Raw genomic sequence first — 25,869 nt, forward strand, 5'->3', positions numbered from 1 at the left:
AGGTTCGTTATTTTCCCACCAAGCCCCCAGCATGTCCCAGCGCTTTCCTCCTTCCGAACGCCTCAAGTCGCGGCGGGAAATCGGCCGTCTTTTTTCGCCGGGCACGCAGTCGGTGGCTTCCTATCCCGTACGCCTGCTTTACCGCGAGGCGGAGGTGCCCCGGGGTGATCAGCCGGTTCGGGTGACCTTCGTGGTGCCAAAGCGACGCTTCAAGCGGGCCGTCGACCGCAATCTTCTCAAGCGGCGTATGCGCGAGGCCTATCGGCTGCATAAGCAGGAGCTGGCGGGGACGCAGGTTCCGGAAGAGCACGGGGCGGAGCCGCCGGGCCAGTTGGTTCTGCTGCTGATGTACACCGGCAAGGAGGCCCAACCCTACGCGACCATCGAGCGGAAGGTGAAAAAGTTGCTGTCCCAGGTAGCCGGCAAGCTAGCCGCGCGCGGATGAAGCGGCTTCTACGGCACGCCAAACGCGCAGTACGTTTCCGGAGAGGATTTTCTGAATGTCTTCGTCGGTGTAGCCGCGCTTGAGCAGGGTGTAGACCAGGTTCGGGTAATCGGCCACGTCTTTGAGGCCGGTGGGCAGGCTGTCGCCCACGCCGTCGTAGTCGGAGCCCAGTCCTACGTGGTCAATGCCGGCGAGTTCCACGACGCGGTCGATGTGGTCGGCCACCATTTCCACGTCGGAGTAGAGGGTGGGATTCTCGAGTTGGAAGCTGTCGGCCAGTGCCTCGGCCGCTTCCGAACCGTTTTCCAGATTACGCTCGGCCAACAGGCCACTATACACTTGCCGGAGGCTGTCCTGCCGGCTGCGCAGCGCCCCGTCGAGGAAGGTGGAACCGAAGTTGATCTGGATGACCCCGCCGTTTTCGCCCAGGCGCTTGATCATCTCGTCGTTCATGTTGCGCTCGAAGTCGGGCGTGAAGTGCCGTACCGAAGAATGGCTGGCGATCACGGGCACGTCGGTGATCTCCATGATGTCCCAGAAGGCGGAGTCGCTGATGTGGCTCACATCGACCATGATGCCTACGCGGTTCATTTCCCGCACTACCTCTTCGCCGAAGGGGCTCAGGCCTCCGTTGGTGCCCGTGGTATCGTAGCTGCTGTCGGAGATCAGGTTGTCCTTGGCGTGGGTGAGGGTGATGTACCGGATACCCTTGTCGTAATACGCCTGCACGCGATCGAGGTCGTCCTCAATGGGGGAGCCGTTTTCCATGCCGAGCGGCAGGCTGATCAGTCCGTTGCGGAAATTGCGCTCCACGTCATCCGGACTCAGGGCCCGGGCAAATTTGTCGGGGTGGGCGTCAATGATGCCGTTCACCATGTCGATCAGGCTGTCGGCCAGCGCCGGGGAGGCGCCGGGTTCTTCCTGCAGTCCGCTGGGGATGTAGATGGACATGAAGGGAGCATCGAGGCCACCCTCCACGGCGCGGACGTAGTCGAAATCGCCCTCGTCGGTTTCGATGGGGATGCCGAGCATTTCCCGCTCGAGCCGAAAGTTCCTGACCTTGAGCCGGTAGGGGAGGTCCACGTGCCCGTCGACGATGATGTAGGCGTGGGCGAGGCTGTCGGCGTGGGCGCGCAGTTCGACGTCGGTCATTCCTGCGGGCGCGTCATCGGACGTGGGGCCACAGGAGTAGAGCAGCGTTGCGGAGAGGCAGAGCGAAAGGAGGCGAAGCATAAGGGCGAATTTGTGGCGTGGGTCGGATCGATCGACTCGGGTGCGCCGGGGTGGGCAAACATAGGTAAGTTTCGCGTGAATTTGGTCCGTGGGCTAGTGGTCGGAGGACTTACCGGTCGGACCACTTAGTGGTCCGACAACTGAACGGGAGACCACTAGTAAGAAAGATTACCTACATTTCCAAGCCACTAATCGACAAATGACCCCCATGCGCCAACTCTATCTTCTGAGCTGCTTGTTGTTCCTGACCTGTTCACTTTTGGCCCAGCAGGCCGACCCCCTGATGGGCTTTAGCGCAGAGGGCAGTGAGGCCCAGCGTAGTCTGGAAGCGGACTACGACTCCCGCGTCAAGGCCGCGAACCTGGATGAATGGATGAAGTATATGACCGCCCGCCCCCACCACGTGGGTTCGCCCTACGACAAGAAGGTTGTCGACTTCATGGCCGACAAGTTCCGGTCGTGGGGGTACGACGTCAAGGTGGAACGCTTCGACGTACTCTTCCCCACACCGAAAGTGCGAAAACTGGAGCTGATAGGCCCCAATCAGTATACCGCCATGCTGCAGGAGCCGCCGGTGGAAGGGGACGCGGCCACCCAGCAGACTGAGGAAGCCCTGCCGCCCTACAACGCCTTCTCGATCGACGGCGACGTGACGGCAGAACTGGTATTCGTCAACTACGGCGTGCCGGCCGACTACGAGGAACTCGAAAAGCGCGGCATCGACGTAACCGGCAAGATCGTAATCGCCAAGTACCAGGGATCCTGGCGGGGCATCAAACCGAAAGTGGCAGCCGAGAAGGGGGCCATCGGCTGTATCCTTTACTCCGACCCCGAGGACGACGGCTACTACCAGGGAGAGACCTACCCCGACGGAGCCTACAAGAACGAATACGGCGTACAGCGCGGTGCCGTAGTCGACCTGCCCCGCGCCCCGGGCGATCCGCTCACCCCCGGCTACGGGGCCACGGAAGGCGCCGAACGGCTGCCGCTGGAGGAAGCGGAGGGCCTGACCGAGATCCCCGTGCTCCCCATTTCGTACCACGACGCGCTCCCCCTCCTGAAGGCACTCGGTGGCCCGGTAGCGCCAGCCTCTTGGCGCGGCGCGTTGCCCATCACCTACCATATTGGTCCCGGCCCGGCCGAGGTACACCTGCAACTGGAATTCAACTGGGACCTGGCCCCGGCCTACGACGTGATCGCCACCCTGGAGGGAAGTGAGTACCCCGACGAGTGGATCCTGCGCGGCAACCACCACGACGCCTGGGTGCACGGTGCCAACGACCCGGTAAGCGGCATGGTCGCCGTGATGGAGGAAGCCCGCGTGGTGGGTGAACTGGTAAAACAGGGCTGGCGGCCGAAGCGCACCATCAAGTACGCCGCCTGGGGTGCCGAGGAGCCCGGACTGCTGGGTTCCACCGAGTGGGTGGAGACCCACGCCGACGAGCTGACCGAGAAAGCCGTCGCCTACATCAATACCGACGCTACCGGACGCGGTTTTCTGAGTGCGGGTGGATCCCATACCCTGGAAAAGTTCTTCGGCCAGATCGCCGAGGACGTCAAGGACCCCCAGACGGGCGTCAGCGTTTTCGCGCGTCGGAAAGCCGAGGCGGCCGTGAACGACGGCGAGGACCTGGAATATTTCCCCCTTTCGGCACTAGGGTCGGGATCCGACTATTCCCCCTTCTTCCAGCATCTCGGTATCGCGGCGTTCAATATGGGCTTCGGCGGCGAGAGCAGCGGCGGCGAGTACCATACCATGTACGACAGCTACGATCACTACAAGCGATTCAAAGACCCCGACTTCAGCTACGGGGCCGCCCTGGCGCGGGTGGCGGGCCGCACGACCCTGCGCCTGGCCAACGCCGACGTGCTTCCCTTTGAATTTACCCGCCTGTCGAAGACCCTGCAGGAATACGGAAAGGAAGTGATGCAACTCGCCGAAAAAACCCGGGAAGAGACCGCCCGCAAGAACCGCCTCATTCGCGAAGAGGCCTATCAGCTGGCCGCCGATCCTACGCAACCCTTCGTCGCCCCGCAACCGCAGGAAGAAGTGCCCTACCTCAACTTCGCCCCCCTGCAGAACGGCCTGAGCCGCATCAGTTCCCTGGCCGACGATTACAGTGCCGAGGCCGCCACCCAATTGCCGGAGGCGGAACGCGAACGCCTCAATCAGTTGTTCATGGACCTGGAGCGGCAGCTCACCCGTAAGGAAGGCCTGCCGCGCCGCCCCTGGTTTATCCACCACGTCTACGCGCCAGGCTATTACACCGGTTACGGGGTCAAGACCCTGCCCGGCGTACGCGAGGCCATCGAGCAACGGCAGTTCACGGAGGCCCAGGAACAGATTGACAAATTGGGAGAAGTGCTCGACGCCTACGCTCAACAGATGGAACGGATCATAGGAGTTACGGCTACGCGGTAGCCAACTATCTTCGTGCGGCTACTGTCTCTTCCGCAACTCACCCTCCGGTATGCGCCTGACCCTACTGCTATTTGCCCTGTTATACTGCACCTGCGTACCCGCCCAACGCGTGTTGCTGTTCGAACAACTGACGAACTCGAAAAGCGACCGGGTGTATGAGGGGGAGGCACTGCGCTTCCGCATGAAGGGCGATGATTTTTGGCAGGAAGGCTACATCCGGGAAATGCGCCCCGACATCCAGGCGCTGGTCATCAACGACCGGTACATCCTGCTCGACGAGATCGACGCCGTCTTCCGCGGGCACACCATCGCCAGCCGGCTGGGGCTCGGGCTAATGACCTTCGGCGCCGGCTGGTCGTTCTTCGCGGCCCTGGGCTACGCCACCGACAAGATCGACGAAACGAACTACAGCGTGGACGATGCCCTCGTGACGGCGGTTTCGGTGGGTACGGGATTTCTACTGGTGAAGGTGCTGGGTAGGCGGAAATTCCGGCCGGGGAAGTATAAGCGGCTTCGGGTGGTGGATCTGAATTTTTAGTCATTGGGTTGTTGCGTCTCTGCTCCTCTGCGGCTTGCGCTCCTTACCGGTACATCGCTGATGTTTTGCTTGAGCCAATAGTGGTGTGCTGGGCTGGGATTAGCGCTTGCGGTCAGCCGTAGAGGGCTTTGGCTAGTACTTCGGGGAATGCCTTGGGGGTGGCGGCGAAGGGTTTTAGTCCTAGCTCGGTAAGGAGGGCGGCAACTTGCTGGTCGTAGGCCGGGGCGCCCTGGTCGTTAAGGGCGAGGAGGGGCAGGAAGGTGAGTCCGGAATGGAGGAGGCGGCGGACGGATTGCAGCATATTGGGGACCGAGCCGCCTTCGAAGAGGTCACTGAGCAGGATCATGACCGTGTCGCGGGGGGCAACGTTGAGTTGTTCGGCGTAGCGTAGTGCCCGGCCGATGTCGGTACCGCCGCCGAGTTGGAGGGCGAAGAGCAGTTCGATGGGGTCGGGGAGGCGGGCCGTAAGGTCTACCACGCTGGTATCGAAGGCGACGACGTGGGTCTTCACGCTGGGCAGACTGGCAAGAATACAGGAGAGCACCCCCGCATATACTACGGAATTGGCCATGGAGCCGCTCTGGTCGATGAGCAGGATGACGTGCTTCAGGCTGGTGCGGCTGCGGTGTTGTCCGCGCAGGTTGACGGGCAGTACGGTGCGGTGCTCGGGTTGGTAGTGCTTGAGGTTGACGCGGATGGTCTGGTGCCAGTCGATGTCGCTGTGGCGGGGTCGCCGGTTACGGGCGTTCTGGCGCTTGCGGCCGCTCAGGGCCTGGAGGAGGGGTTGCCGGAGTTGCTTCTCGATATCTTCCACCACGCGGCGCACGACCAGGCGGGCGGTTTCACGACTGCGCTCGGGCAGGACGTTCTTCAGGGTCAGCAGCGTGCCGACCAGGTGGACGTCCGGCTGGATGGTTTCCAGCAACTCGGGTTCGAGGAGCATTTCCTGTAGCCCCAGGCGTTCCAGGGCATCGCGTTGGAGCAGTTGTACGGTATCGGTGGGAAAGTATTCGCGGATGTCGCCGAGCCAGCGGTTCACGTTCGGACTGGAGGGGCCGAGGCCGCCCTTGCGTTCGTCGCTGTTGTATAGGGCTTCGAGCACCGCATCCATGCCGGCGGCGCGGGCGGGGAGTTCCGGACCGCCCTCGGCACCCTGGGCGTCCTGACCCAGAATGAGACGCCATTTGCGTAGGTATTCGTCGTAATCACTCATAGGCGACGAGGATACGTTGGATGAGGCCGTCGAAATCGGTCACCTTGTCGTCGGAATGGCCGAGCCGGGCGATTACCAGTCCGTGGCTGGGCAGGATGAACACCCGTTGGTCCTGGAAGCCCCGCATCATAAAGGCGTCGGCCGGAATGGAGGGGGTGTCCGGTCCGGGAAGCCAGAGCTGGGCCCCGTAGATGCCCTCGCTTCCCGCGGCGGGTTCGCGCATGAATTCGATCCATTCGGCCGGTACCAGGGTATCGCCTTGCCAAATACCCTCCTGCAGCATCAGTTGTCCTAGTCGGGCCCAGTCGCGGGTGGTGGCCCAGCCGTAGCTGCTGCCGACGGGGCGGCCGCTCTGGTCGGGTTCGATGAGCAGACTGGGGGCCACGGGGCGGAAGAGGGAGTCGACAAAGGCGTAGAGGCCAGCGTTGTCGCCGATTTCTCCCCGCAGGTATTCCATGAGGATATTGGTGGTGCCGCTGGAGTAGTTCCATTCCCTTCCCGGCGTTGCGGTCAGTTGGCTCCGCAGTGCGAAATCGGCAAAATCTGGCCGCTCGTGCAGCATGACGGTAGCGTCGGTGATGCTGCCGTAGCCTTCGTTCCAGGCGAGTCCGGAGTTCATCCGCAGCAGGTCGGCCAGCGCGATGTCCGATCGGGCGTCGGTCCAGTAGGTGGGGAAAAGTCCCGTGTTCTGTTTTGCCGCGTCCGCGGGTGCAGTATGGGTTGCCGAATTGCGGTAGAGGTAGGCGCCCACCGCCAGGCCGGTCAGGGTCTTGGTCATGGACCAGCCCAGAAGACGGCTGTTGTGATCGCAGCCGGGGGCGTATCGTTCGCCCGCGAGCTGGCCGTCCTTGAGGATGACCAGTCCCCGCGCCCCGCCGCCGGGAACGGCTTGCATGCCGAAATCTAGTGCGGCGGACAGGTCTGGCGTGAATGTAGTCACCTGCCCAGTATCGTTCGGGGCCAAGCGAAACGCTTGCGGCTCACGGGCAGTTGCAGGTTTGCCGTCGGCCGGGGGCAGCGAGAGTTTGGGATCATTGATGAGCACACAGCCCCGACCGGGCAGATGGACCGCACGCCGTTCCATGAGTCCGGGAAGTGAGGCGCGCACCGTATCGCCGAATCGTTCCAGGGAGTAGCGGCCCAGTACGCTGAAATTCAGATCGTGTTCGCTGATTTCCTCCAGGGCCCGCCCCTGCAGAAAGTGGCAGCTGCAGGCGTGTTTGGCGGCGTAGCCCCCGCCGATGCTGAGCAGTGGCTTGACCCACAGGTAAGCGCTGAAGAGCAGGACGATAAACAGGGTGAGGCCGACGAGCCAGCGTTTGAGGGGGGAGGTATGCACGGGACGAAGATAGTGCGGGTCGGTCCGCAAAGGAGGATTGTCGAGCTGAGGCAAATCTGCGACAGGGTCAAAACTAAAACATTTTGTTGTTTTAGAAAAATGACTTACTTTTACCACACTACGGCGGTGAACTCCTAGCACACCATTTCTACTTTCTGATGCACCCAATCCCGCCGGCTCAATCATAAACTACATAGGCAGCGCGCCGTGCCGTGCCCCGGTACCGGACGGTAAAAGAGCGGGCTGTCGGTTAACCCTCGATTTGCCTGCCTCAGCGGTAACGGCGAAAGGGCCACCGGCGTGGGCGGTGGTTTGGGCGAGTGGGGGGAGTCGGCGCGGCGGCGGTCGGGTGGGTTCTCCCACCCACTCTTCGGAGCCCTACGCCCGGTGGTCAACCTAGTCCGATTCCTGGCCGTCCAAACATGAAAATTCATTACGTTTTTACAGTCTGGTGCTTCACTTCGTGGTTGTATCCTCCCAGATCCTTTTCTTATGATAACCCAGTTACGCCGGACCCGTCCACGCTGCGGGTAGCGGGGCCGGGTACCGGTTTCCCAACGGCTCCTGCGCTGTTTTCAAAACCTCCGACCGGCGGTTACGTCGTCACTTAACGGCGATGCTTCCTCTTCAGCGCTCATTTTCAATTCCAATTTGGTCGGTACCGGCATCTTCCTGGCTCGCCAAATCTGTCAGGCTCCCCCCAATCCACCCTACCTTCACCCCATGCAGCTGCGCACCCTAGGTATAAGGCACCACGGCCCCGGCTCCGCCCGGCGCTTGCGCGACGTGCTGGAGCGCTGGCAACCCGACCTCATCCTGTTGGAAATGCCGGCCGATAGCCAGCCGGCCCTGCGACAGCTCACGGCCCGCGGCATGCACCCGCCCCTGGCGCTGGTGCTTTACGACGCCAAGGACATCGAGCGCGCCAGTTTCTTTCCCTTCGCCCGCTTCAGTCCGGAATACCAGGCCCTGGCGTGGGCCCAGGAGCACGGCGTCGAGGTGCGCCCGATCGACCTGCCCGCCCGCAATTTTCTGGCCGTCCGGGAAGAAGAAAAATTCATCCTCTTTCCCACTGAGGCTCCGGACGAGCCCTCCCTCATACCCGGAAAGTCACAGCGGGATCTCGCCCGCCAGCTGCGGAGCGACCCCCTGGCGGTGGTGGCCGAGCTGGCCGGTTATCCCGACAGCGAAAGTTGGTGGGACGCCACCCTGGAACGCAGCGGTTCGGGGGCGGACGATACTTTTCAGGCCATCCTGGAAGTGGTTACCGACCTCCGGCGAACCTTCCCCGAAGCGTCCAACGACGAGAACGAACAGCGGGAAGCATTCATGCGCACCGAGATCCGTAAGGCCATGAAGGAAACCTTTGAGCGGGTAGCCATTGTAGTCGGTGCCTGGCACGGCCCGGCGGTGCAGGACACCCCAAACCGCAAAGCGAGTACCGACAAGGCCATTCTGCGCGGTCTACCCAAAGTGAAGGTGAGCCTGGCCTGGGTACCCTGGTCCTTTCCCCGGCTGGCCCGCAGCGGCGGCTACGGCGCGGGCGTAACCTCCCCGGCCTGGTACGCCACGCTCTTCGATCATCCGGAGCAGGCGGTCGACCGCTGGATGGCCTCCGCCGCCCAACTTTTGCGGGAGGCGGGTTTCGAGGGCAGTCCCGCCATGGCCACGGAAGCCGTAGGACTCGCCAATACCCTTGCCACGCTACGCGACCACGAGAGACCCGGCATTGAAGAACTTGAACAGGCCGTGCTCGGTACCCTGGCCGCCGGACAACGCGAGCGCCTGGACCTTATCCACCGGCGGCTGACGGTGGGGGAGCAGGTCGGCTTCGTGCCGCCCGGGGTCACCACCGTACCCCTGCTGGAAGACCTGCGCGCCGAAATCAAGAGTACCCGGATGAGCAAATGGTGGGAGACCGCCGGGGAGAACTACCTCAAGGCCACCAAGTCCGACCCGCGGGGCGGGATCGACCTACGGTCGCCCAACGACCTGCGCAAGAGCCACCTCCTCCACCGCCTCAACCTGCTGCACATCCGGTGGGGTAAGCTACAGCCCCAGGGGCCGGACAGCCTCAGCAGTTTCAAGGAGGTCTGGCTCCTGGAGTGGCAGCCGGAATTCAGTCTGCTCGTCATCGAGCGTGGCAGCTATGGAAACACCGTGGCCACGGCCGCCAGCGCCTATACCCTGGAAATTGCCGCGGGACTTACGATGGTGAAGCCCCTGGCTGAACTAACCTTGAGCGCCCTGCAGGCCGGCTTGCCCGACGTAGTGCCGCCCCTGATGAAGCTCCTACGCGACCGCGCCGCGGAAACCTCCGACGTTGCCGCCCTGCTCGCCACCCTGCCGGCGCTGGTGCAGACTAGCCGGTACGGCGACAGCCGCAAAACGGACACCACCGCCCTGCTGCTGGTCATCGACGAACTCCTGCCCCGACTCACGGCCGGACTACCCGCCGCCGCTACCAACGTCGACGACGAGCGCGGTCACCATCTGGTGGAATTGCTCTCCGCGGCCCATTATCACCTCGCTCAACTCGACAACGAAGCACTGGACGCCCTGTGGCTCGACGGACTAACGCGCACCTCGACGGCCAGCGTACACCCGGCCGTCGAGGGCCACTGCCTGCGACTACTCTCCGACCGCGAAGTCATTCCCCCCCGCGAAGCCGCCACCCGCTTTTCCCGTGCCCTGTCCCGCGCCCGGGGCGCCCAACCGGTAGCGGAGTGGATCCATGGCTTCCTGTACGGGAGTGGTCAACTGCTGCTTCACCACCCGCCGCTTTTCGCCCTGATCGACGAGTGGGTGGCCGAACTGGAGTGGGAAGACTTCGAAAGGGTGGTGCCCCTGCTCCGACGTACCTTTTCGGATTTTTCCCGCTACGATCGAAAAAAATTAATGGAAATGGTAACCGTGCCAGAGGTGCCGGAAGGTCCTGAAATCCAAGGTATTGCCACAGAAAATTCGGAAGAACCCCTGATTGCGGACCTGCTCCGGTGGATTGCGTAAAATATTTTTTCTTACGCGTGACCGAAAATGTGACTGGCCCCCAAAACCGCCGTCTGAAGGGTGTTTAAAGGCTACATCACACCCCCCCAACAGATTTGCAAAACTCTACCGGGGCCTATGAACAGAGACACAATTTCGGATTCAGGCACGATTAAAGAGAGAGACGCTACCCTAAACAGAGACACCATTTCATAAGACATACTTATTCTAGGTTTTTGATAATTACCGCTCACCTTATTGAATAATGTTTGGCGCGTTTCCCCTTCCGGGAAACGCGCTTTTTATTTTGTACCCGTGCCGCGACGGTGTACATTCCCCTTATGTCGCCGCGCCATCTGTTCCCCTTTCTCCTGCTCATGCTCACTTCCCTTTCCGCCTTCTCCCAATCCCGACCGCGTGATCTCGGCGTACAGCTCGGCGTTATGGCACCCGGGCCCTTGAACGCCATCACCGACGTGGCGGGCGTACGCGTGGGCCACACTACGCTGATCGAGGGCGACAGCATCCGGACGGGGGTGACGGCCATCCTGCCGCACGGCGAAGATCTGTACCAGCAAAAAGTACCCGCCGCTATCTATCTCGGTAACGGCTACGGCAAACTGGCGGGCTACAGTCAGGTAAGGGAACTCGGGGAACTGGAAACCCCCATCGTGCTTACGAATACCCTAAGCGTACCAACCGCCATGAGTGCCCTGGTGACGGCCTGCCTGCGGGACAACCCCGACGTGCAAAGCGTTAATGCCGTGGTAGGGGAGACCAATGACGGTTACCTCAACGATATCCGGGGCCGCCACGTCACGGAAGCGGACGTCCTGGCCGCCCTGCAAAACGCCGCCGACGGGCCCGTTCCGGAGGGGAACGTCGGCGCCGGTACCGGCACCAGTTGCTTCGGCTGGAAAGGGGGCATTGGTACGACCAGTCGCCGCCTGCCGGAAAGCCTGGGCGATTATACCGTCGGCGTACTCGTACAGACCAATTTCGGAGGCGTGCTCCAGATCGGGGGCGTACCCGTCGGCCCCCTGCTGGGACAATATTATTTCCGAGATGAACTGGAAAGCCACGCCGACGGCAGTTGCATGATCGTCGTGGCCACCGATGCACCCCTGGGCCCCCGCAACCTCGAGCGCCTGGCCAAGCGCGCCATGCTCGGCCTGGCCCGCACCGGCGGCATCGCCAGCAACGGCAGCGGCGACTACGTGATCGCCTTTTCCACCGCTCCGGAAAACCGCATCCGGACGGACGGCGGCCGCACCAGAACGGTTACGGAAATGTCCAACGGCGCCGTGTCCCCACTCTTCCTGGCCGCCATCGAGGCCACGGAGGAGGCCATCATCAATTCCCTCTTCGCCGCCGAAGCCATGACCGGCCGCGACGGCCACCACCGCGACGCCCTCCCGGTAGAGAAGGTGCTGGAAATGCTGAAAAAATAGGCTGCCTGTTCAGAACGACCAGGCCACTCCGGCCCGTGGCGTCACGCCGAGGGTGCTGAAGCCCGTCACCTCCGTGAAGTCCGTATCGGTGAGGTTACGGACTTCCCCGAAAAGCGTCAGGTTCCGGGCCTCCAGGAACTGGTACTCCGCGTAAAGGTTGACGATTAGGTAAGGATCCAGCTCCGTGGTGAAGCGGGCAAAGTCGGCGTCAAAGAATACGTCCGGCCGCTCCCCCGTATAGCTGCCCGTCAGCCGGACCGTGAAGGGCTTCTCTCCTTGGTAGGTAAAGCCCAGCAATCCCGTAAGGCGTGGCCGCCGGAAGAAGTCGGTCGTCTTCACCGTACCCCCCTGCCCGTCGGGTGAAGACAGGCGCCCTTTCACGTAGGTAAAGTTGCCCAGCACTCCCAACCTCCGGCTCAGCCGGGTGCTGGCCTCCACTTCCACGCCGCGGTCGCGCAGCGCATCCTGGTTCTGGTAGCCGATCGTAAAATCATAGGTGACGATCCGTTCGATGTTGCGTTGGAACAGGGTCACTACGGCCCGGCGCTTCCCGGCGGAATCCTGCACCCGCGCACCCGCCTCAAAAGAAGTTGACACCTGGGGCTGCAGGTCCGGGTTGGCACCAAAGGGGCCGCCAAGCTGGTCCAGCGTCGGACTCTGGAAGGCCGTGGCCACCGATAACCGACTGCTCACCACCGGAGAATGGCGGTAACCGACGGCGGCCGAGGCGTTCACCTGCCCGCCGAAACTGGAGTGGTGGTTATAGCGCAGTCCGGCCTCCAGCAGCAGTTTCTCGGCTACGTTGAGGTTGAGTTGGACGTACGGACTCAGGTTGCTCGCCGACAGCGTATCGGCTTCCTCCGTTGCGGCCTTCAGTCGTTCGTGGCGGAGCTGTCCACCCACCGTCAGGGCCAGGGCCTCGGAGGGCAGCAGGTTCACGAATACGTCGGCTTGCTGGGCCCGGCCACGGTACACCGCCTCACCAAAAGCGGCGTCCTGGAAGGTACGGTCGGTGGCGGAGTAGGTGTAGCGGCCCCCCACCGAGAGGTCATCCTTGCGGTAGTCGATGGCCAGTCCCGGCAGCCACAGTGCGTTGGAGTAGCGGTTGTCCGCGTCCTGGAAAGCCCCGGCGTCGTAGTCCCCGTCAAAGGTGCCGCGCCGCACGCTGGGCCGCAAGGTGAGGGCATCCGTCGGGCGGTAAGTAAGGGTTCCGTAGAGAGTCTGCCGTTGGGCACCGTCGCGGCCGAAAATTACCGGACTATTTTCCGGCTCCCGGGCCTCGCTGATCCCCCGGGTGGTGAAGTAGTCGTAGCCGAGGCGGTAGTCGAGTCGGCGGCTGTTGCCGGCTACTGAGGCCTGTCCCTCAAACGTACCGTAGCGCTGGGCGGCGGCGCGCAGGTGCAGGCGGGGTCGGGGGGCGGGGCCGCCGGCTATGGTGGTTGCCAACGCCCCGGGCTTCTGGGTGACGAGGTTAATCACGCCGGCCACGGCGTCGGAGCCATACAGGAGGGACCGGGCGCCGCGCAGGATTTCGATGCGTTGGAGCCCTTCCAGGGAGAGCAGTCGCAGGTCCACCGCTCCGCCGAGGGAGGAGGGGTCAATGAGCGGCTGCCCGTCGATCAGGATCAGGGTGTACTGGTTGGCGCCGTTTCGCATGAAGATGCTCCGGTCCTTCCCGAAATTGCTGTAGGCCCCGTTGACCACGATGCCCGCTTGCTCGTTTAACAGGGCGGCGAGACTCGTCGACCGCGCAATGGCCGCGGAGTCGATCACGGTCACGTGCTCGGGGCTGTCGGCCGGGCTGCGCGCGTAGCGCGTGCCGGTGACGATCACTTCCTCGGTGGTAGCGGCCAGCGGGGGGGCATCCTGGGCCTGGGCCCGTAACGAAAGCAGGAAAATGGTTAACAGCAGCAGCCGGGTCATAGCGTAGAGGGGTTGGCGGCGGGGCGCAGCGTACTCAGGGTGGGGGAGCGACGGGTGGGCCCATTGGACCACCGCCGTTCCGCAGTGCCTTACGCACTGCCCGACTGAATGCTACTCGCCCTTTCTCACCGAAGCGCAAAGAGGTATGACGCTACCGGGCAGGTCTTCTGGCTCGCCCCACCTGGCCGTCGCCTTCCCGGACCGGGTGGGTCCAGTGGCGCAATGACGGCAGGCGCGCGGGGCTTACAGCTGCGGGGACAGCTCCGGTTTCTCACCGGATTCCCTTATCCCGATTGCGCGGCGAAGGTAGAGATTCCGGATAAGACACGATAAGCTTTCGCGGCCCCGTTAATTCTTGAATTCAGTTACCTTTAACGCTTTACCGCTTGCCGAACCGACCACCCCGGAGTACCGAATCGGGAATAGGTATCGGATTCAAGTAACCCTACGCCACCAGTTAGTACGTGAAACTTTTTCTCTCCAGCCTGCTCCTCCTGCTTGCCCTCAACGCGGCGGGACAATCCCTGCAGTTCAACGAACGACAGGCCAACCTCCCGCCCCTCGCCACCGCCGTGGTTTTCCCCAACGGTATCCAGCTCGACGGCCGCGTCGATGAACTGGAATGGCAGGGCGGCCAACCCGCCAAGGACTTTTGGGAAACTTTTCCCAGCGATACCTCCTACTCAGCTTACCCCACGGAGATCTACTTCGGCTACGACGATCAGAATCTTTACGTTGCCGCCATCTGCCGCACGCCGGGCAACCGCTTCATCATCCCCAGTCTGCGCCGCGACTACCGCGCCGGCGACAACGACAACATCACCTTTGTTTTTAACCCCTTCCGCGACAAGACCAACGCCATCGTATTCGGAATGAACCCCTACGGGGTCAACCGGGAAGCGCTCATCTACAACGGCGGGGAGAACCGGGAGGACTTCCGCGAGGAATGGGACAACAAATGGCGGGGCGAAAGCTACATCGGCGATGATTTCTGGTCCTGCGAACTGGTCATCCCCTTTTCCAGCCTCCGCTTCCCCGACGGCGCCGCCGAGTGGTTCTTCAACAGCTACCGGATGGACACCCAGAGCAACACCCGCAGCACCTGGCACCGCATCCCCCAGAACCAGATCATCATGAGCCTGGCCTACATGGGCTCCCTGAAGTTCATCGACGGCGCCCCCCGCGCCCAGGGCAAAAACATTGTGGCCATCCCCTACGCCGGTGGCAGCATGCGCCGCGATTACGAGGCAGACACCCCCACCGAGTTCGACGGCGACGTGGGCGGCGACGCCAAGATCGGCATCGGCAGTGGCCTGAACCTCGACCTCACCGTTAACCCCGACTTCAGTCAGGTAGAGGTCGACCGCCAGGTGATCAACACCACCCGCTTCGAGGTCTTTTTCCCCGAGCGCCGCCAGTTCTTCCTGGAGAACGCCGACCTCTTCGGTTCCTTCGGTTTCGAACGGGCCAACCCCTTCTTCAGCCGCCGCATCGGCGTGACGCGCGATACCACCACCGGGGAAGGCCTGCAGAACCCCATCTATTTCGGAGCCCGGCTCAGCGGCAAGGCCGACGACAACTGGCGCATCGGCCTGCTCAATATGCAGGCGGCGCGGAACCTCGAACAGGGTTTGCCGAGCTTCAACTACACCGTGGCCGCCACCCAGCGCCGCCTCGGCGCGCGGAGCAACGTAGGGGGCATCTTCGTCAACAAGCAGAATTTTACCAACTTCTCGGACAGCACGGAACGCAACGCCGACTTCAACCGCGTGGTGGGTTTCGACTTCAACCTGGCTACCCGCGACAACGCCTGGAATGGTAAGACCTTCGTCCACCGCAGTTTCTCCCCCCAGGAAGGCGGCGACGACTACACGCACGGACTCAACCTCGAGTACCGCCACCGCAACTGGAACGTGGAATATGACCACCTGTACGTCGGCGAGGACTTCAACGCGGAAGTGGGCTTCGTCCCGCGGCGCGGCTACTTCACCAGTGGGGTGGAAGCCGCTTACATCCGCTACCCGGCCAGCCCGCGGGTGATCCAGAAGGGCCCGGTGATGGAAGCGCGGATGTTCTCCCAACCGGGCGACGGCCTCACCGACCGCAACCTCATGGCTGGATACCAATGGCGCTACGCCAACACCAGTCGCTTCAACATGGGGGCCGGGTACGAGTACATCTTCCTGTTCAACGATTTTGACCCCTCCCGCACGGGGGCCACGCCGCTGCCCGGTGGGCAGGGCTACGGCTACTGGCGCGCCGGCGCGGAATACGCCAGCGACGGACGCAAGCGCCTGAGTACCAGACTGGAAACGGAGGCCGGCCAGTTCTTCAACGGCTACGGTTACAGACTCTCCGGCAACCTCGAATACCGCTACCAGCCCTACGGCAGTATCGACTTGCGGTTCAGCTACCAGTACATTGACCTGCCCGAACCCTACGCCTCTACGGCGCTCTTCCTGATCGGTCCGCGGATCGATTTCACCTTCAGCAAGTCGGTCTTCCTCACCACCTTCGTGCAGTACAACGAACAGATCGACAACATCAACATCAACGCGCGGCTGCAGTGGCGCTTCGCCCCCGTAAGCGATTTCTTCCTGGTTTATACCGACAACTACGACAGTCTGGACATGGGCATCAAGAACCGCTCCCTGGTCGCGAAAGTCACGTACTGGCTCAACATTTAGACGGGGCGCGGACGCGGGTACCGGGCTCCGTGACTGGGGTGCAATCTTTCCCGGCGGGCGGTCGTTACCCCTCCCACTTTACTTGGTACATGCGGCAAACTATCATTCTCTTTTTCCTGGCTTTCGTCTTCGTTTTACCTGCCGGTATGCACGCCCAGCTTCAGATGCGGGGACTGGAAGCCGGTGTCTGGGCGGGAACGGCCTATTACCTGGGAGATCTCAACACCGAGTTCCGGTTCAATCGCCCCAACCTGGCCCTCGGCGCGGCCGGGCGCTACAACTTCAACCACCGGCTGGCCGCCCGCGCCAGCATCAACTACGGCCGCGTGTCGGCCCGCGACAGCGACAGTAAGAACACCTTCGAGCGGGAGCGGAACTTGAGCTTCTACTCCGACGTCTACGACATTACCGGACAGTTCGAGTTCAACTTCCTGCCCTACTACCACGGTAGCCCGGATTACTTTTTCACCCCCTACGCTTTCGTTGGTTTCTCCGTCTTCGGTTACAACCCCAAGGCCCTCACGAACCGGGGGAGGGTGATCGCCCTCCAGCCCCTGGGCACCGAAGGACAGCCTCAGGGACAGGAATACAAGCGCATCAGCGCGGCCCTGGCTTACGGGGTGGGAGTGCGTTGGGACCTTACCTACGAGCTGAGCCTCGACGTGAGCCTGAGCCTGCGCAACACCCTTACCGACTACCTCGACGACGTAAGTACCACCTATCCGGACCTTGACCGCCTGCGGGAGCAGCGCGGCGACTTGTCCTACGTCATGAGCGACCGCAGCAAATCCCCGGTGGAAGGGGAGCGCACGCCCCGCAGTTTTACCCAGCGGGGAGACGACTCCCTCAATGATCATTACATGTTCCTCGGTATGGGGATCAATTATTACTTCGGCGATGTCCTTTGCCCCAAGGTCCATAAGGGCAAAAAGCCCCGTAAGCCTAAGCGCCCCAAGCACTGATGATCATCCAGGCTGGACGAGTGACTTTTTGATGCGCCGCACCAGACCCGGCCCCGCGTAGACCAGTCCGCTATACACCTGAATAAGTCGTGCCCCGGCCGCGAATTTCTCCTGCGCGGAAGCCACATCGTCGATGCCCCCAACCCCGATAATGTCCAGTTCACCACCGCTCTGGGTACTGAGGTAGCGGATTACCTCCGTCGACCGTTCCCTGAGGGGCGCGCCGCTCAGCCCGCCGTTGCCAAGCGCGGCCACCTCTCCGGCTGCCGTGGCAAGGGGCTCCCTTGCGATGGTGGTGTTGGTGGCAATGATGCCGTCGATCCCCGATGCCGCAACGATTTCCAGGATATCGTCCAGTTGCCCCTGCGTTAGGTCCGGGGCAATTTTCAGCAGGATCGGCTTGCGCTGCCACAGTTCCCCGGGGCGGCCCAGCTTACCGTTCGTCTCGGTCTTCGCGGGGCGGGTCAGCTTTTCGTTCAACTCCTGGAGGGTGGTCAGCAGGGCCGTGAGCGGCTCCCGTTCCTGCAGGGCGCGCAGATTCGGAGTGTTGGGCGAACTTACGTTGACGACGAAGTAGTCGACGAGCGGGAACAGCCGCTCGAAGCAAATGACGTAATCCCGGGTCGCCGATTCGTTGGGCGTCACCTTGTTCTTGCCGATGTTGCCGCCGAGGATGACTTTGGGGGGGCGGCCGTCGCGCAGTAACCGGCTGGCCAGGGCGTCCACCCCCTCATTATTGAAGCCCATACGGTTGATGAGGGCCCGGTCGGCGGGCAAGCGGAACAGACGGGGCCGGGGATTGCCTTCCTGCGGGAGGGGCGTGACGGTGCCCAGTTCCATGAAGCCGAAACCCAGGCTGGCCATATCCTTGTAGTACTTGCCGTCCTTGTCGAAGCCGGCCGCCAGGCCGACCGGGTTATGGAAGGGCAGTCCGAACACCCGGCGCTTCAGGCTGCGGTCGTGGTAGCGGTAGCGGGCCCGGAATAGATCGCTTACGCCTGGAGTTGACAGGGTAGCGGCGAGGCCCTGGACCGTTAAGCGGTGGGCTTCTTCCGGCGGCAGTTTGAAAAGCAGGGATTTCAGGGCATTATACATGGACCCAAAGCTACGCATCCTGTAGCACGAGCATGGGGACTTCGCTGGCGAAGACCACCTTACTCACCGTACTCTCGTTGAACAGGCGGCCGAAGAAACCGTGGTCGTGGTACACCATGCAAAGCAGGTCGGCCTGGTGGAGCTTGACGGCGTTTTTGATGCCCTCGCTGATACTTTCGCTTTTTCCGCTGCGCACTTCCAGGCGGTAGTCGACCCCGGCCAGGTATTCCGGCAGTCGGGGATCGTAACCCTTGCCGTCGCCGTCTTCATCGCCGTGGTACACGATGAGTTCGGCGTTGTAGGCGCGCAGGATGCTCAACAGCGGCTCCAGTACGTGGGGGCCATCAAAGGGCTGCTCGTCTACCGACAGGATGACCCGGCGGATGTCGCGGAAAGGGCAGGTGGTGGGAACCACCAGCACCGGCAGTTGGGTATTCTTGATCACGGAGTTGGCTACGCTACCCGTGAACATTTCGCGGGCCGCGGTGGAGCCGCGGGTACCCATGACGATCAGGTCGTAATCCTTGGCTTTCGCCACGCGGGTAATCGTGGGCCCCGGGGCCCCGTCGACGGTGTGCGTATCCATCGTGGCGCCGTTCTTCAGCTGGCCGGCGACCTCGCTCTGCACTTTTCCCATGGTCTCCATAGCCTGTTCGCGAATATGGTCGCGCATGTTTACCAGCACGCCCGCGGAGCTCGAATAGGGCTCTTCAACCGCGGAGACCAGCGACACCAGGCTTCCGAAGTGGTTGGCCAGCGAAATGCTGTAGGTCACGGCCGTGTTGGAGCTGTCGGAGTAATCGGTGGCTACCATTATCTTTTTCATGGGAAATTTTTGTTTTTGAACGGGATTACCGCCTGGGGGTTTGCGGGGCGGTGGGTTGAACCCGCAATCTAGCACCCCCAGCATCGTTTTCCGTTGACCATCCTTTGTATAACTTCCCCTCCATGAACGAGCAGACCATTACGGGACTGCGTGCGGCCCTGGTCCACTCTCCCTCCAACCTCCCCCTTCGTCTCTTGCTGGCAGATTCCCTACTCGCTCTTAATCGGTTAGCCGAAGCGGAGGAAGAATATAGCCAGGTTGCCGGTCAGTCGGCCGATCCCCAGGCGAGCGTTGGTCTGGCGACCATCTTCTTTCGCCGCGGTAATTTTTCGGCCTGCAACGTCATTCTCGAGGAAACGCTGGCGCGTCACGAGCCGGACCCCGCGGTCCTGGTGCTGTACGCGCGCGCCCTCCTTCGGGAAGGCGACACGGCCCGCGCCGTGGAAAATTACCGCAGGGCCGTTCTGCTGGACCCCGGACTGGAGGACACGGAACTCGACGGCGAACTGCGGTCCCGGGCTGAAGGCCCCCAGGAGAATTTGGTTGATCCCGCAGATACGGATACCCGATTCCTTCAACGCCCCGGCGTCACTTTTGCGGATGTCGGGGGGATGGACGCCATCAAGCGCGAAATCGAACTCAAAATCGTCAACCCCCTCCTTCACCCCGAGCTTTACGCGGCCTACGGAAAGAAGGTGGGTGGTGGGATTTTACTCTACGGCCCGCCGGGCTGCGGGAAAACGTTCATCGCCCGTGCCACTGCAGGTCAGGTACGCGCCCGGTTCATCAACGTTACGCTGAACGACATCCTTGACATGTGGATCGGCAACAGCGAAAAGAACCTGCACGATATCTTTGAACTGGCGCGCGCCAACGCGCCCTGCGTGCTCTTCATAGACGAGATTGACGCCCTCGGGGCGAGCCGGCGCGATATGCGGCAGTCGAGCGGTCGCGGGCTGATCAATCAGTTCCTCCAGGAACTGGACGGCATCGACCACGACAACGAGGGCGTGCTGATCGTCGGCGCCACGAATGCCCCCTGGAATCTCGACGCCGCTTTCCGCCGACCGGGTCGGTTCGACCGCATTCTGTTCGTGCCGCCGCCCGACACGGTTAGCCGCCGGTCGATCCTGTCGCTAAAACTGGCGGGGAAGCCCGTCGCAGCCCCGGACCTGGACAAAGTCGCCCGCAGAACGGAGCACTTTTCCGGCGCTGATCTCGACGCCCTCATCGATATTGCAGTTGAAGAGAAACTTGAGGCCGCCTTTGCGGATGGCATTCCCCGCCCGCTCGATACCGAAGACCTGCTGCGGGCCGCAAAAAAACACCGACCCAGTACCCAGGAGTGGTTTGCCACCGCCCGAAATTTTGCTCTTTACGCCAACGACGCCGGGCTGTACGATGACATCCTGGCTTACCTGAAAATCAACAAGTAGGGTGGACGTGCAAGGGGCCGTGGCCCGGATCGAGCAGCTGCTGAGGCTGGAGAAGTACGACGCGGCGCGTCGAATCATCGATGCAGGACTCCGCCGGGAACCGGAAGAAAGGTGGCTGCATCTATGCCTCGCAGAATGGGAATTCCTCGCCGGGAACCGGGATGAGGCCTCAAGGCAGGCGGATACGGTGGTGGGGCAACATCCCGATTGGTGCCGCGCCCACTACCTCAACGCGAGAATCAGGGTCACGGAAGGGGATTTCCCGGCGGCGGGGGAGGCGATCCGCGCCGCACTGGCCCTATCGCCGCAGGTGCCGGAGTACCTCGCTCGAATGGCCCATATTCAGATGGTCTTACATGAGCCCGACAAAGCCATCGCTTCGGCCTCGGCGGCCCTGGCGATTGGCCCGGCCAACGTGTTGGCGTTGAATGTACGTAGTCGCTCCCTGCTTGCGCAGGGGCGCATGGAGGAGGCCGCCGAAGCTTATCGGGTCGCCCTTGCGATCGCACCGGATGATGCGTATAATCATTTGAATTATGCCCGGTATCAGATAGTTGTTGACAAATACCGCTTGGCACAGGAGCACTACCGAATTGCCTTGCAGTTACGTCCCGGACTCCACCAGGCGCGGGCCGGACTGGTGGAAGCGGTAAAGCTGGACCACCGGAGCTACCGGGGGTACCAAAAAGTCCTGGTCTGGAGTGCCGGTTCGGAGGCCCAGAGCGTAATGTCCTCCCTGGCGGTAGTGGGTGGGAGTATGGGGGGCATGGCCGTGCTCAAGACCCTGCCTTCCCCCCTGTCCCTGTACGTCTTGCTGTTCGGATTCCTAATCTTGTGGGCGATGTTGGGGTTTAGGTACCTGGTTAATCCTATCACAAACTGGTTCCTGTTCTCCAATCGGGCGCACCGGACCCTGCTAGGGCAGCGGGAATGGCGGCTCACCTACGTCGTCACGGTTTGTGTAGCCTTGGGACTGGTCGGGGCACTGGCCTTTTTGGCTACGGCTTCCAGTACCGCCCTGGCGGTGATGACCTACGGGGGTACACTCGTCATTCCCGCCTATGCGATCTTCGGCGATCAACGGGTGACCGGGCCCGGCTGGTGGTTTGCGGTCGCCCAGCCGCCGCTGGCCGTGGCGGGTATCCTGGCGACGCACTACTGGGTTGCTCCGGAACCCCTATACGCCCTCTCCTTCATTTGCCTAAGCTGCCTGGCGGGGGTGATGACCCGCCAGGAGTCCTTATAATGGATGAAACCAGCCTTTCTGCGTACCGGTGACCGATCGCTATTCCGGCGGGGGCGCACCCGCCCCGTTTCGTACCTTTGCCCACCGATCATGACGTTCGATCAACTCATACACCACCCCCCCGGGCTCAGCCAGCTTCGGCAGATGGCGGCGGCCGACCGCCTGCCCCACGCCAACCTGCTTTTGGCCCCCCCCGGCGGCGGCGGATTGCCGGCCGCGCTGGCCGTGGCCAACCTGCTGCTGTGCGAGAATCGACAGGGGGAAGCCGGTGATACCTCCTGCGGCCACTGCCGCGCCTGCCGCAAGACCACCGGGGTCGTCCACCCCGACCTGCACTTCACCTTCCCGACGGTCGGCTCAAAGGTTACCAGCGATCCCCTCCTGCCCCAGTGGCGGGAAGCCCTGCGCGATACCCCCTACCAGGAGGCCAACGACTGGCTGCAACGCATCGGGGCCGAGAACAAGCAGGGCAACATCAACCGGGAAACCTGCGCCGCCATCCTGCGCAAGCTCAACCTCAAGATCTTCGAGGGCCGCTACAAGATCATGCTCATCTGGCTCCCGGAATACCTCGGCGCCGAAGGCAACCGCCTGCTGAAGATGATCGAGGAACCACCGGAGCGGACCATCTTCTTCCTGGTAGCCGAACGCATCGACCTGATCCTGACCACCATCCTGAGCCGCTGCCAGCTGACCAAACTCCTGCCGCCGAACAACGAAGAGGTAACCGCCGCCCTCCGCAACCGGGGCTTGCCTGGCACCCGCGCCGCCGCCGCCGCCCGCCTTGCCAATGGCAACTTCAACGTGGCACTCTCGCTGGCCGAGAGCGAGGCCGACAGCCACGGCCCCCGCCTGCTCGACTGGATGCGCGCCTGCTTTCAGGGCAGTCCGGCCCGCCTCGTCGAATGGACCGACGACTTCGCCGGCCTCGGCCGCGAAACCCAGAAACACTTCTTGCGCTACTGCCTCCACTTCTGGCGGGAGTTCCTGCTGCTGTCCGTCACCGGCAACGCCGACGGCCGCGTACGGCTCCCCCCGGAAGAGCTGGAAAGCGCTTCCAAGCTGTTGCCACTGGTCGACCACGACCAACTGGCGGCCATAACCCGACTGTTGAGCGAGTGCGCCGAACACATCGAACGCAACGCCAACCCCAAAATCCTATTCCTGGATGCGGGTATCCAGATCCACCAACTCCTCCGCCACCGCAGTCCCGCCGGGGCCGCAAGGGCGTAAACATAAAAGCGACTCACTATGGGATGTACATCCTGCGGAACCCCGCAAGGCTGCGGCAGCAAAGGCAACTGCGGCACGGGTTCTTGTAACAAGATGAGCACCTTCGACTGGCTCACCCACCTCGGCATTGACGACAGCTACGCCACCGATATCGTGGAGGTGAGTTTCAAGGACGGCGCCTCGAAGGACTTCTACCACGCCCCGCCCCACCTGGGCGTGTATACCGGCGACTACGTAGCCGTGGAAACGAGCAACGGCTACAACGTCGGCTGCATCACACTGAGCGGAGAACTCGTGCGCCTGCAGCTGAAGAAAAAGAACATCAAGGAGGTCAAGGTCACCGCCAGCGTACTGCGCAAGGCCAACGATCGCGACCTTGAAAAGATGCACGAGGCCCGGCAACTGGAGTACCCCGCCCTGCTCAAGGCTCGCGTCATCGCCCGCACCAACCACGTGCCCATGAAGGTCACCGACGTCGAGTACCAGGGCGACGGCCGCAAGGCCACGATCTATTATACCGCCGACGACCGGATCGACTTCCGCCAGCTGGTGCGGCAGTTCTCCCACCAGTTGCGCGTCAAGATCGAAATGCGCCAGATCGGCCCCCGACAGGAATCCGGACGCCTCGGAGGCATCGGCAGCTGCGGGCGCGAACTCTGCTGCTCCACCTGGCTGAGCGACTTCCAGAGCGTCAATACCGCCGCGGCCCGCTACCAGAACATCGCCATCAACCAGAGCAAACTCTCCGGGCAGTGCGGCCGCTTGAAGTGCTGCCTTAATTACGAGCTCGACACCTACATGGAAGCCCTTGAGGCTTTCCCCAAGAAAGCTGACAAGTTGCGTACCGAAGCCGGCACGGGCATCCTCATCAAGACCGACATCTTCAAGGGCCTGATGTACTACACCTACCGCGAAAACCGTGGCCTATTGTTCCCCATTCCCGTGGAAAAGGTGCACGAGATCGTGGCCCTCAACAAGGAAGGGCAGAAGCCCGCGGACCTGCAGTCCTTCCAGGCCGTGGTGGAAACCAAGGACGACGTTTTCGAATACGAGGACGTCACCGGAGCCGTAGAGCTGCCCACCGAGAAGCGCCGCCGCAAGGGCAAGTCGAGCAAGAGCCGAAAGTCCGGCGGCCGCCGCAAGAAGTCGGCCGAAGGCTCCGGCGAGACCAAAGCCGCAAATGCCCCGAAGGCCGAGAAAAAGGAAGACAAAGGCGGCGGCAAGAAGCGCCGCTCCCGCAACCGCAACCGTCGCCGTCCGCGCAAGGACAAGGGCGGCGGGGAATAAACCCGGCCCCGGCCTCATCTTTTTACCCCCCGGCAAGTTTCTTTACCTGACCAATACAACCAGACACCCCCATGGATTTTGACGTTACCATCGTAGGCAGTGGTCCGGGAGGCTACGTGGCCGCTATTCGCGCCGCCCAACTCGGATTCAAGACCGCCATTGTCGAACGCTACAACAGCCTCGGCGGCACCTGCCTCAACGTTGGCTGTATCCCCTCCAAGGCACTGCTCGACAGCTCCGAGCATTACCACAATGCCCACGAAAAATTCACCGAGCACGGCATCGACCTGGCCGACCTGAAGGTGAACATGCCGCAGATGATCAAGCGGAAGGACGAAGTGGTGGACCAGACTGTCAAGGGCGTCGAGTTCCTGATGAAAAAGAACAAGATCGAGGTCCTTTACGGCCACGGTACCTTTACCGGCCCCCAGGAACTGCGCTTAGCTATGAACGAGGGGGAGGACCGCACCGTCACCTCGAAGTACTTCCTCATCGCCACCGGCTCCAAACCCATCACGCCGGGCATGTTCAACTACGACAAGAAGCGGGTTATCACCAGCACCGAAGCCCTCAATATCACCGAGGTGCCCAAAAGCATGGCGGTCATCGGCGGCGGTGTTATCGGACTGGAACTCGGCAGCGTCTTTGGGCGCCTGGGCACGGAAGTCGACGTCATCGAACTCGAAGACCGCATCCTGCCTACGATGGACAAGGACTGCAGCAAGGAACTCATGCGTGCCCTCAAGAAGACGGGCCTCAATTTCTTCCTCAGCCACAAGGTAACCGCCGTTGAGGGCGGGGACGCGGGTGCCAAAATCACCTTCGAAAAGCAGAGCAACGGGGAATCCACCACCAAGGAATACGACTACTGCCTGCTGGCTATGGGCCGCCGCCCGTACACCGACAACCTGGGACTGGACAAGGCCGGCGTCGCCCTCGACGACCGTGGAAGGATAGTCGTAGACGATCACCTGCAAACCTCCGTACCCCACATCTACGCCATCGGCGACGTGATCCGCGGTGCCATGCTGGCCCACAAGGCCGAAGAGGAAGGCATTTATGCCGTAGAGCACATTGCCGGGCAGAAGCCCCACGTGGATTACAACCTGATCCCCGGCGTGGTCTATACCTGGCCGGAAGTGGCCGCCGTTGGCAAAACGGAGGAAGAACTCAAGGCCGCGGGCATCAAGTACAAGTCGGGTAAATTCCCCTTCAAGGCCCTCGGCCGCGCCCGCGCGAGTACCGATACCGAAGGAATGGTGAAAGTGCTGGCCGACGCCACGACCGACGAAATCCTGGGCGTCCATATGGTAGGCGCCCGCGCCGCCGACATGATCTCCGAAGCCGTAGCGCTGATGGAGTTTCGGGCCAGCGCCGAGGACGCTGCGCGCATGAGCCACGCCCACCCGACCTACACCGAAGCCTTCCGCGAAGCCGCCCTGGCCGCTACCGACAATCGCGCGCTGCACGTGTAGTCGGTTGGTCCAGGATTTCTTCCAGGGTTATCCACAGCCTTATCGACGCGCGATGGATCTGGCGGTAGCG

Annotated in this window: 18 protein-coding genes and 1 riboswitch; of the genes, 12 read left to right on the forward strand and 6 right to left on the reverse strand. The window is 62.3% G+C overall.

The annotated features are described in order from the left end of the window. The first annotated feature begins 31 nt into the window (after positions 1–31). On the forward strand, positions 32–445 hold the full coding sequence (locus E4021_RS09095) for a ribonuclease P protein component (RefSeq protein WP_136458614.1): 414 nt from the start codon (positions 32–34) through the stop codon (positions 443–445). On the opposite strand, the gene E4021_RS09100 is transcribed toward E4021_RS09095, so the two are convergent. Beyond that, complete coding sequence (locus E4021_RS09100) at positions 428–1,678, reverse strand: dipeptidase (protein ID WP_136458616.1); 1,251 nt, start codon at positions 1,676–1,678, stop codon at positions 428–430. The genes E4021_RS09095 and E4021_RS09100 overlap by 18 nt on opposite strands. 208 nt (positions 1,679–1,886) lie before the next feature. On the opposite strand from E4021_RS09100, the gene E4021_RS09105 reads away from it, so the two are divergent. After that, the gene (locus E4021_RS09105) at positions 1,887–4,100 is read left to right on the forward strand and encodes a M28 family peptidase (protein WP_136458618.1); all 2,214 of its coding nucleotides are present in this window, start codon (positions 1,887–1,889) and stop codon (positions 4,098–4,100) included. Between the two features lie 49 nt (positions 4,101–4,149). Continuing rightward, on the forward strand, positions 4,150–4,638 hold the full coding sequence (locus tag E4021_RS09110; RefSeq protein WP_136458620.1) for a hypothetical protein: 489 nt from the start codon (positions 4,150–4,152) through the stop codon (positions 4,636–4,638). 112 nt (positions 4,639–4,750) lie between these two features. On the opposite strand, the gene E4021_RS09115 is transcribed toward E4021_RS09110, so the two are convergent. Both E4021_RS09115 and E4021_RS09120 read right to left on the reverse strand, forming a co-directional pair. Beyond that, positions 4,751–5,851, reverse strand: coding sequence for a VWA domain-containing protein (locus E4021_RS09115; protein WP_136458622.1), 1,101 nt, complete (start codon positions 5,849–5,851; stop codon positions 4,751–4,753). After that, entirely contained in the window at positions 5,844–7,190 is a 1,347-nt protein-coding gene (locus E4021_RS09120) for a serine hydrolase domain-containing protein (protein ID WP_168797539.1), read from the reverse strand. Before E4021_RS09120 ends, E4021_RS09115 begins: the two co-directional genes overlap by 8 nt. 723 nt (positions 7,191–7,913) lie before the next feature. On the opposite strand from E4021_RS09120, the gene E4021_RS09125 reads away from it, so the two are divergent. Both E4021_RS09125 and E4021_RS09130 read left to right on the forward strand, forming a co-directional pair. After that, positions 7,914–10,199: a DUF5682 family protein gene (locus E4021_RS09125; protein ID WP_136458626.1), complete on the forward strand. Its 2,286-nt coding sequence runs from the start codon at positions 7,914–7,916 to the stop codon at positions 10,197–10,199. 320 nt (positions 10,200–10,519) lie between these two features. Continuing rightward, positions 10,520–11,629 (forward strand): DmpA family aminopeptidase, encoded by a 1,110-nt coding sequence (locus E4021_RS09130; RefSeq protein WP_136458628.1) that lies wholly within the window; start codon positions 10,520–10,522, stop codon positions 11,627–11,629. 9 nt (positions 11,630–11,638) lie between these two features. On the opposite strand, the gene E4021_RS09135 is transcribed toward E4021_RS09130, so the two are convergent. Next, positions 11,639–13,552 carry a TonB-dependent receptor plug domain-containing protein gene (locus E4021_RS09135; RefSeq protein WP_136458630.1) on the reverse strand — a complete coding sequence of 638 codons (1,914 nt, stop codon included), beginning with the start codon at positions 13,550–13,552 and terminating at the stop codon, positions 11,639–11,641. Between the two features lie 140 nt (positions 13,553–13,692). Next, positions 13,693–13,887, reverse strand: a riboswitch (cobalamin riboswitch). A gap of 129 nt (positions 13,888–14,016) precedes the next feature. Between E4021_RS09135 and E4021_RS09140 the strand changes: the two genes are divergently transcribed. Both E4021_RS09140 and porG read left to right on the forward strand, forming a co-directional pair. Beyond that, positions 14,017–16,239: a DUF5916 domain-containing protein gene (locus E4021_RS09140; protein WP_246050260.1), complete on the forward strand. Its 2,223-nt coding sequence runs from the start codon at positions 14,017–14,019 to the stop codon at positions 16,237–16,239. Between the two features lie 89 nt (positions 16,240–16,328). Continuing rightward, the gene (porG, locus tag E4021_RS09145) at positions 16,329–17,201 is read left to right on the forward strand and encodes a type IX secretion system protein PorG (RefSeq protein WP_168797540.1); all 873 of its coding nucleotides are present in this window, start codon (positions 16,329–16,331) and stop codon (positions 17,199–17,201) included. A 3-nt stretch (positions 17,202–17,204) separates the two neighbouring features. Here the strand turns inward: porG and E4021_RS09150 are convergent, their stop codons facing one another. Then, entirely contained in the window at positions 17,205–18,296 is a 1,092-nt protein-coding gene (locus tag E4021_RS09150; protein ID WP_136458632.1) for a quinone-dependent dihydroorotate dehydrogenase, read from the reverse strand. A 10-nt stretch (positions 18,297–18,306) separates the two neighbouring features. Then, the gene (locus tag E4021_RS09155) at positions 18,307–19,122 is read right to left on the reverse strand and encodes a universal stress protein (protein ID WP_168797541.1); all 816 of its coding nucleotides are present in this window, start codon (positions 19,120–19,122) and stop codon (positions 18,307–18,309) included. A gap of 122 nt (positions 19,123–19,244) precedes the next feature. Here E4021_RS09155 and E4021_RS09160 point away from each other — a divergent pair, with 122 nt between their 5' ends. From E4021_RS09160 to lpdA, 5 genes are all read left to right on the forward strand, one after another. Then, positions 19,245–20,558, forward strand: a complete 1,314-nt coding sequence (locus tag E4021_RS09160; RefSeq protein ID WP_136458636.1) for an ATP-binding protein — start codon at positions 19,245–19,247, stop codon at positions 20,556–20,558. A gap of 1 nt (position 20,559) precedes the next feature. Then, positions 20,560–21,804 carry a tetratricopeptide repeat protein gene (locus E4021_RS09165; protein ID WP_136458638.1) on the forward strand — a complete coding sequence of 415 codons (1,245 nt, stop codon included), beginning with the start codon at positions 20,560–20,562 and terminating at the stop codon, positions 21,802–21,804. Between the two features lie 90 nt (positions 21,805–21,894). Further along, positions 21,895–23,037 carry a DNA polymerase III subunit gene (locus E4021_RS09170; protein ID WP_136458640.1) on the forward strand — a complete coding sequence of 381 codons (1,143 nt, stop codon included), beginning with the start codon at positions 21,895–21,897 and terminating at the stop codon, positions 23,035–23,037. 93 nt (positions 23,038–23,130) lie between these two features. Further along, positions 23,131–24,324 (forward strand): PSP1 domain-containing protein, encoded by a 1,194-nt coding sequence (locus E4021_RS09175; protein WP_246050261.1) that lies wholly within the window; start codon positions 23,131–23,133, stop codon positions 24,322–24,324. Positions 24,325–24,395: 71 nt separating this feature from the next. Then, complete coding sequence (lpdA, locus tag E4021_RS09180; RefSeq protein WP_136458644.1) at positions 24,396–25,799, forward strand: dihydrolipoyl dehydrogenase; 1,404 nt, start codon at positions 24,396–24,398, stop codon at positions 25,797–25,799. The last annotated feature ends 70 nt before the right edge of the window (positions 25,800–25,869 follow it).

The organism is Neolewinella litorea, from assembly GCF_004803465.1.
Lineage (GTDB): Bacteria > Bacteroidota > Bacteroidia > Chitinophagales > Saprospiraceae > Neolewinella > Neolewinella litorea.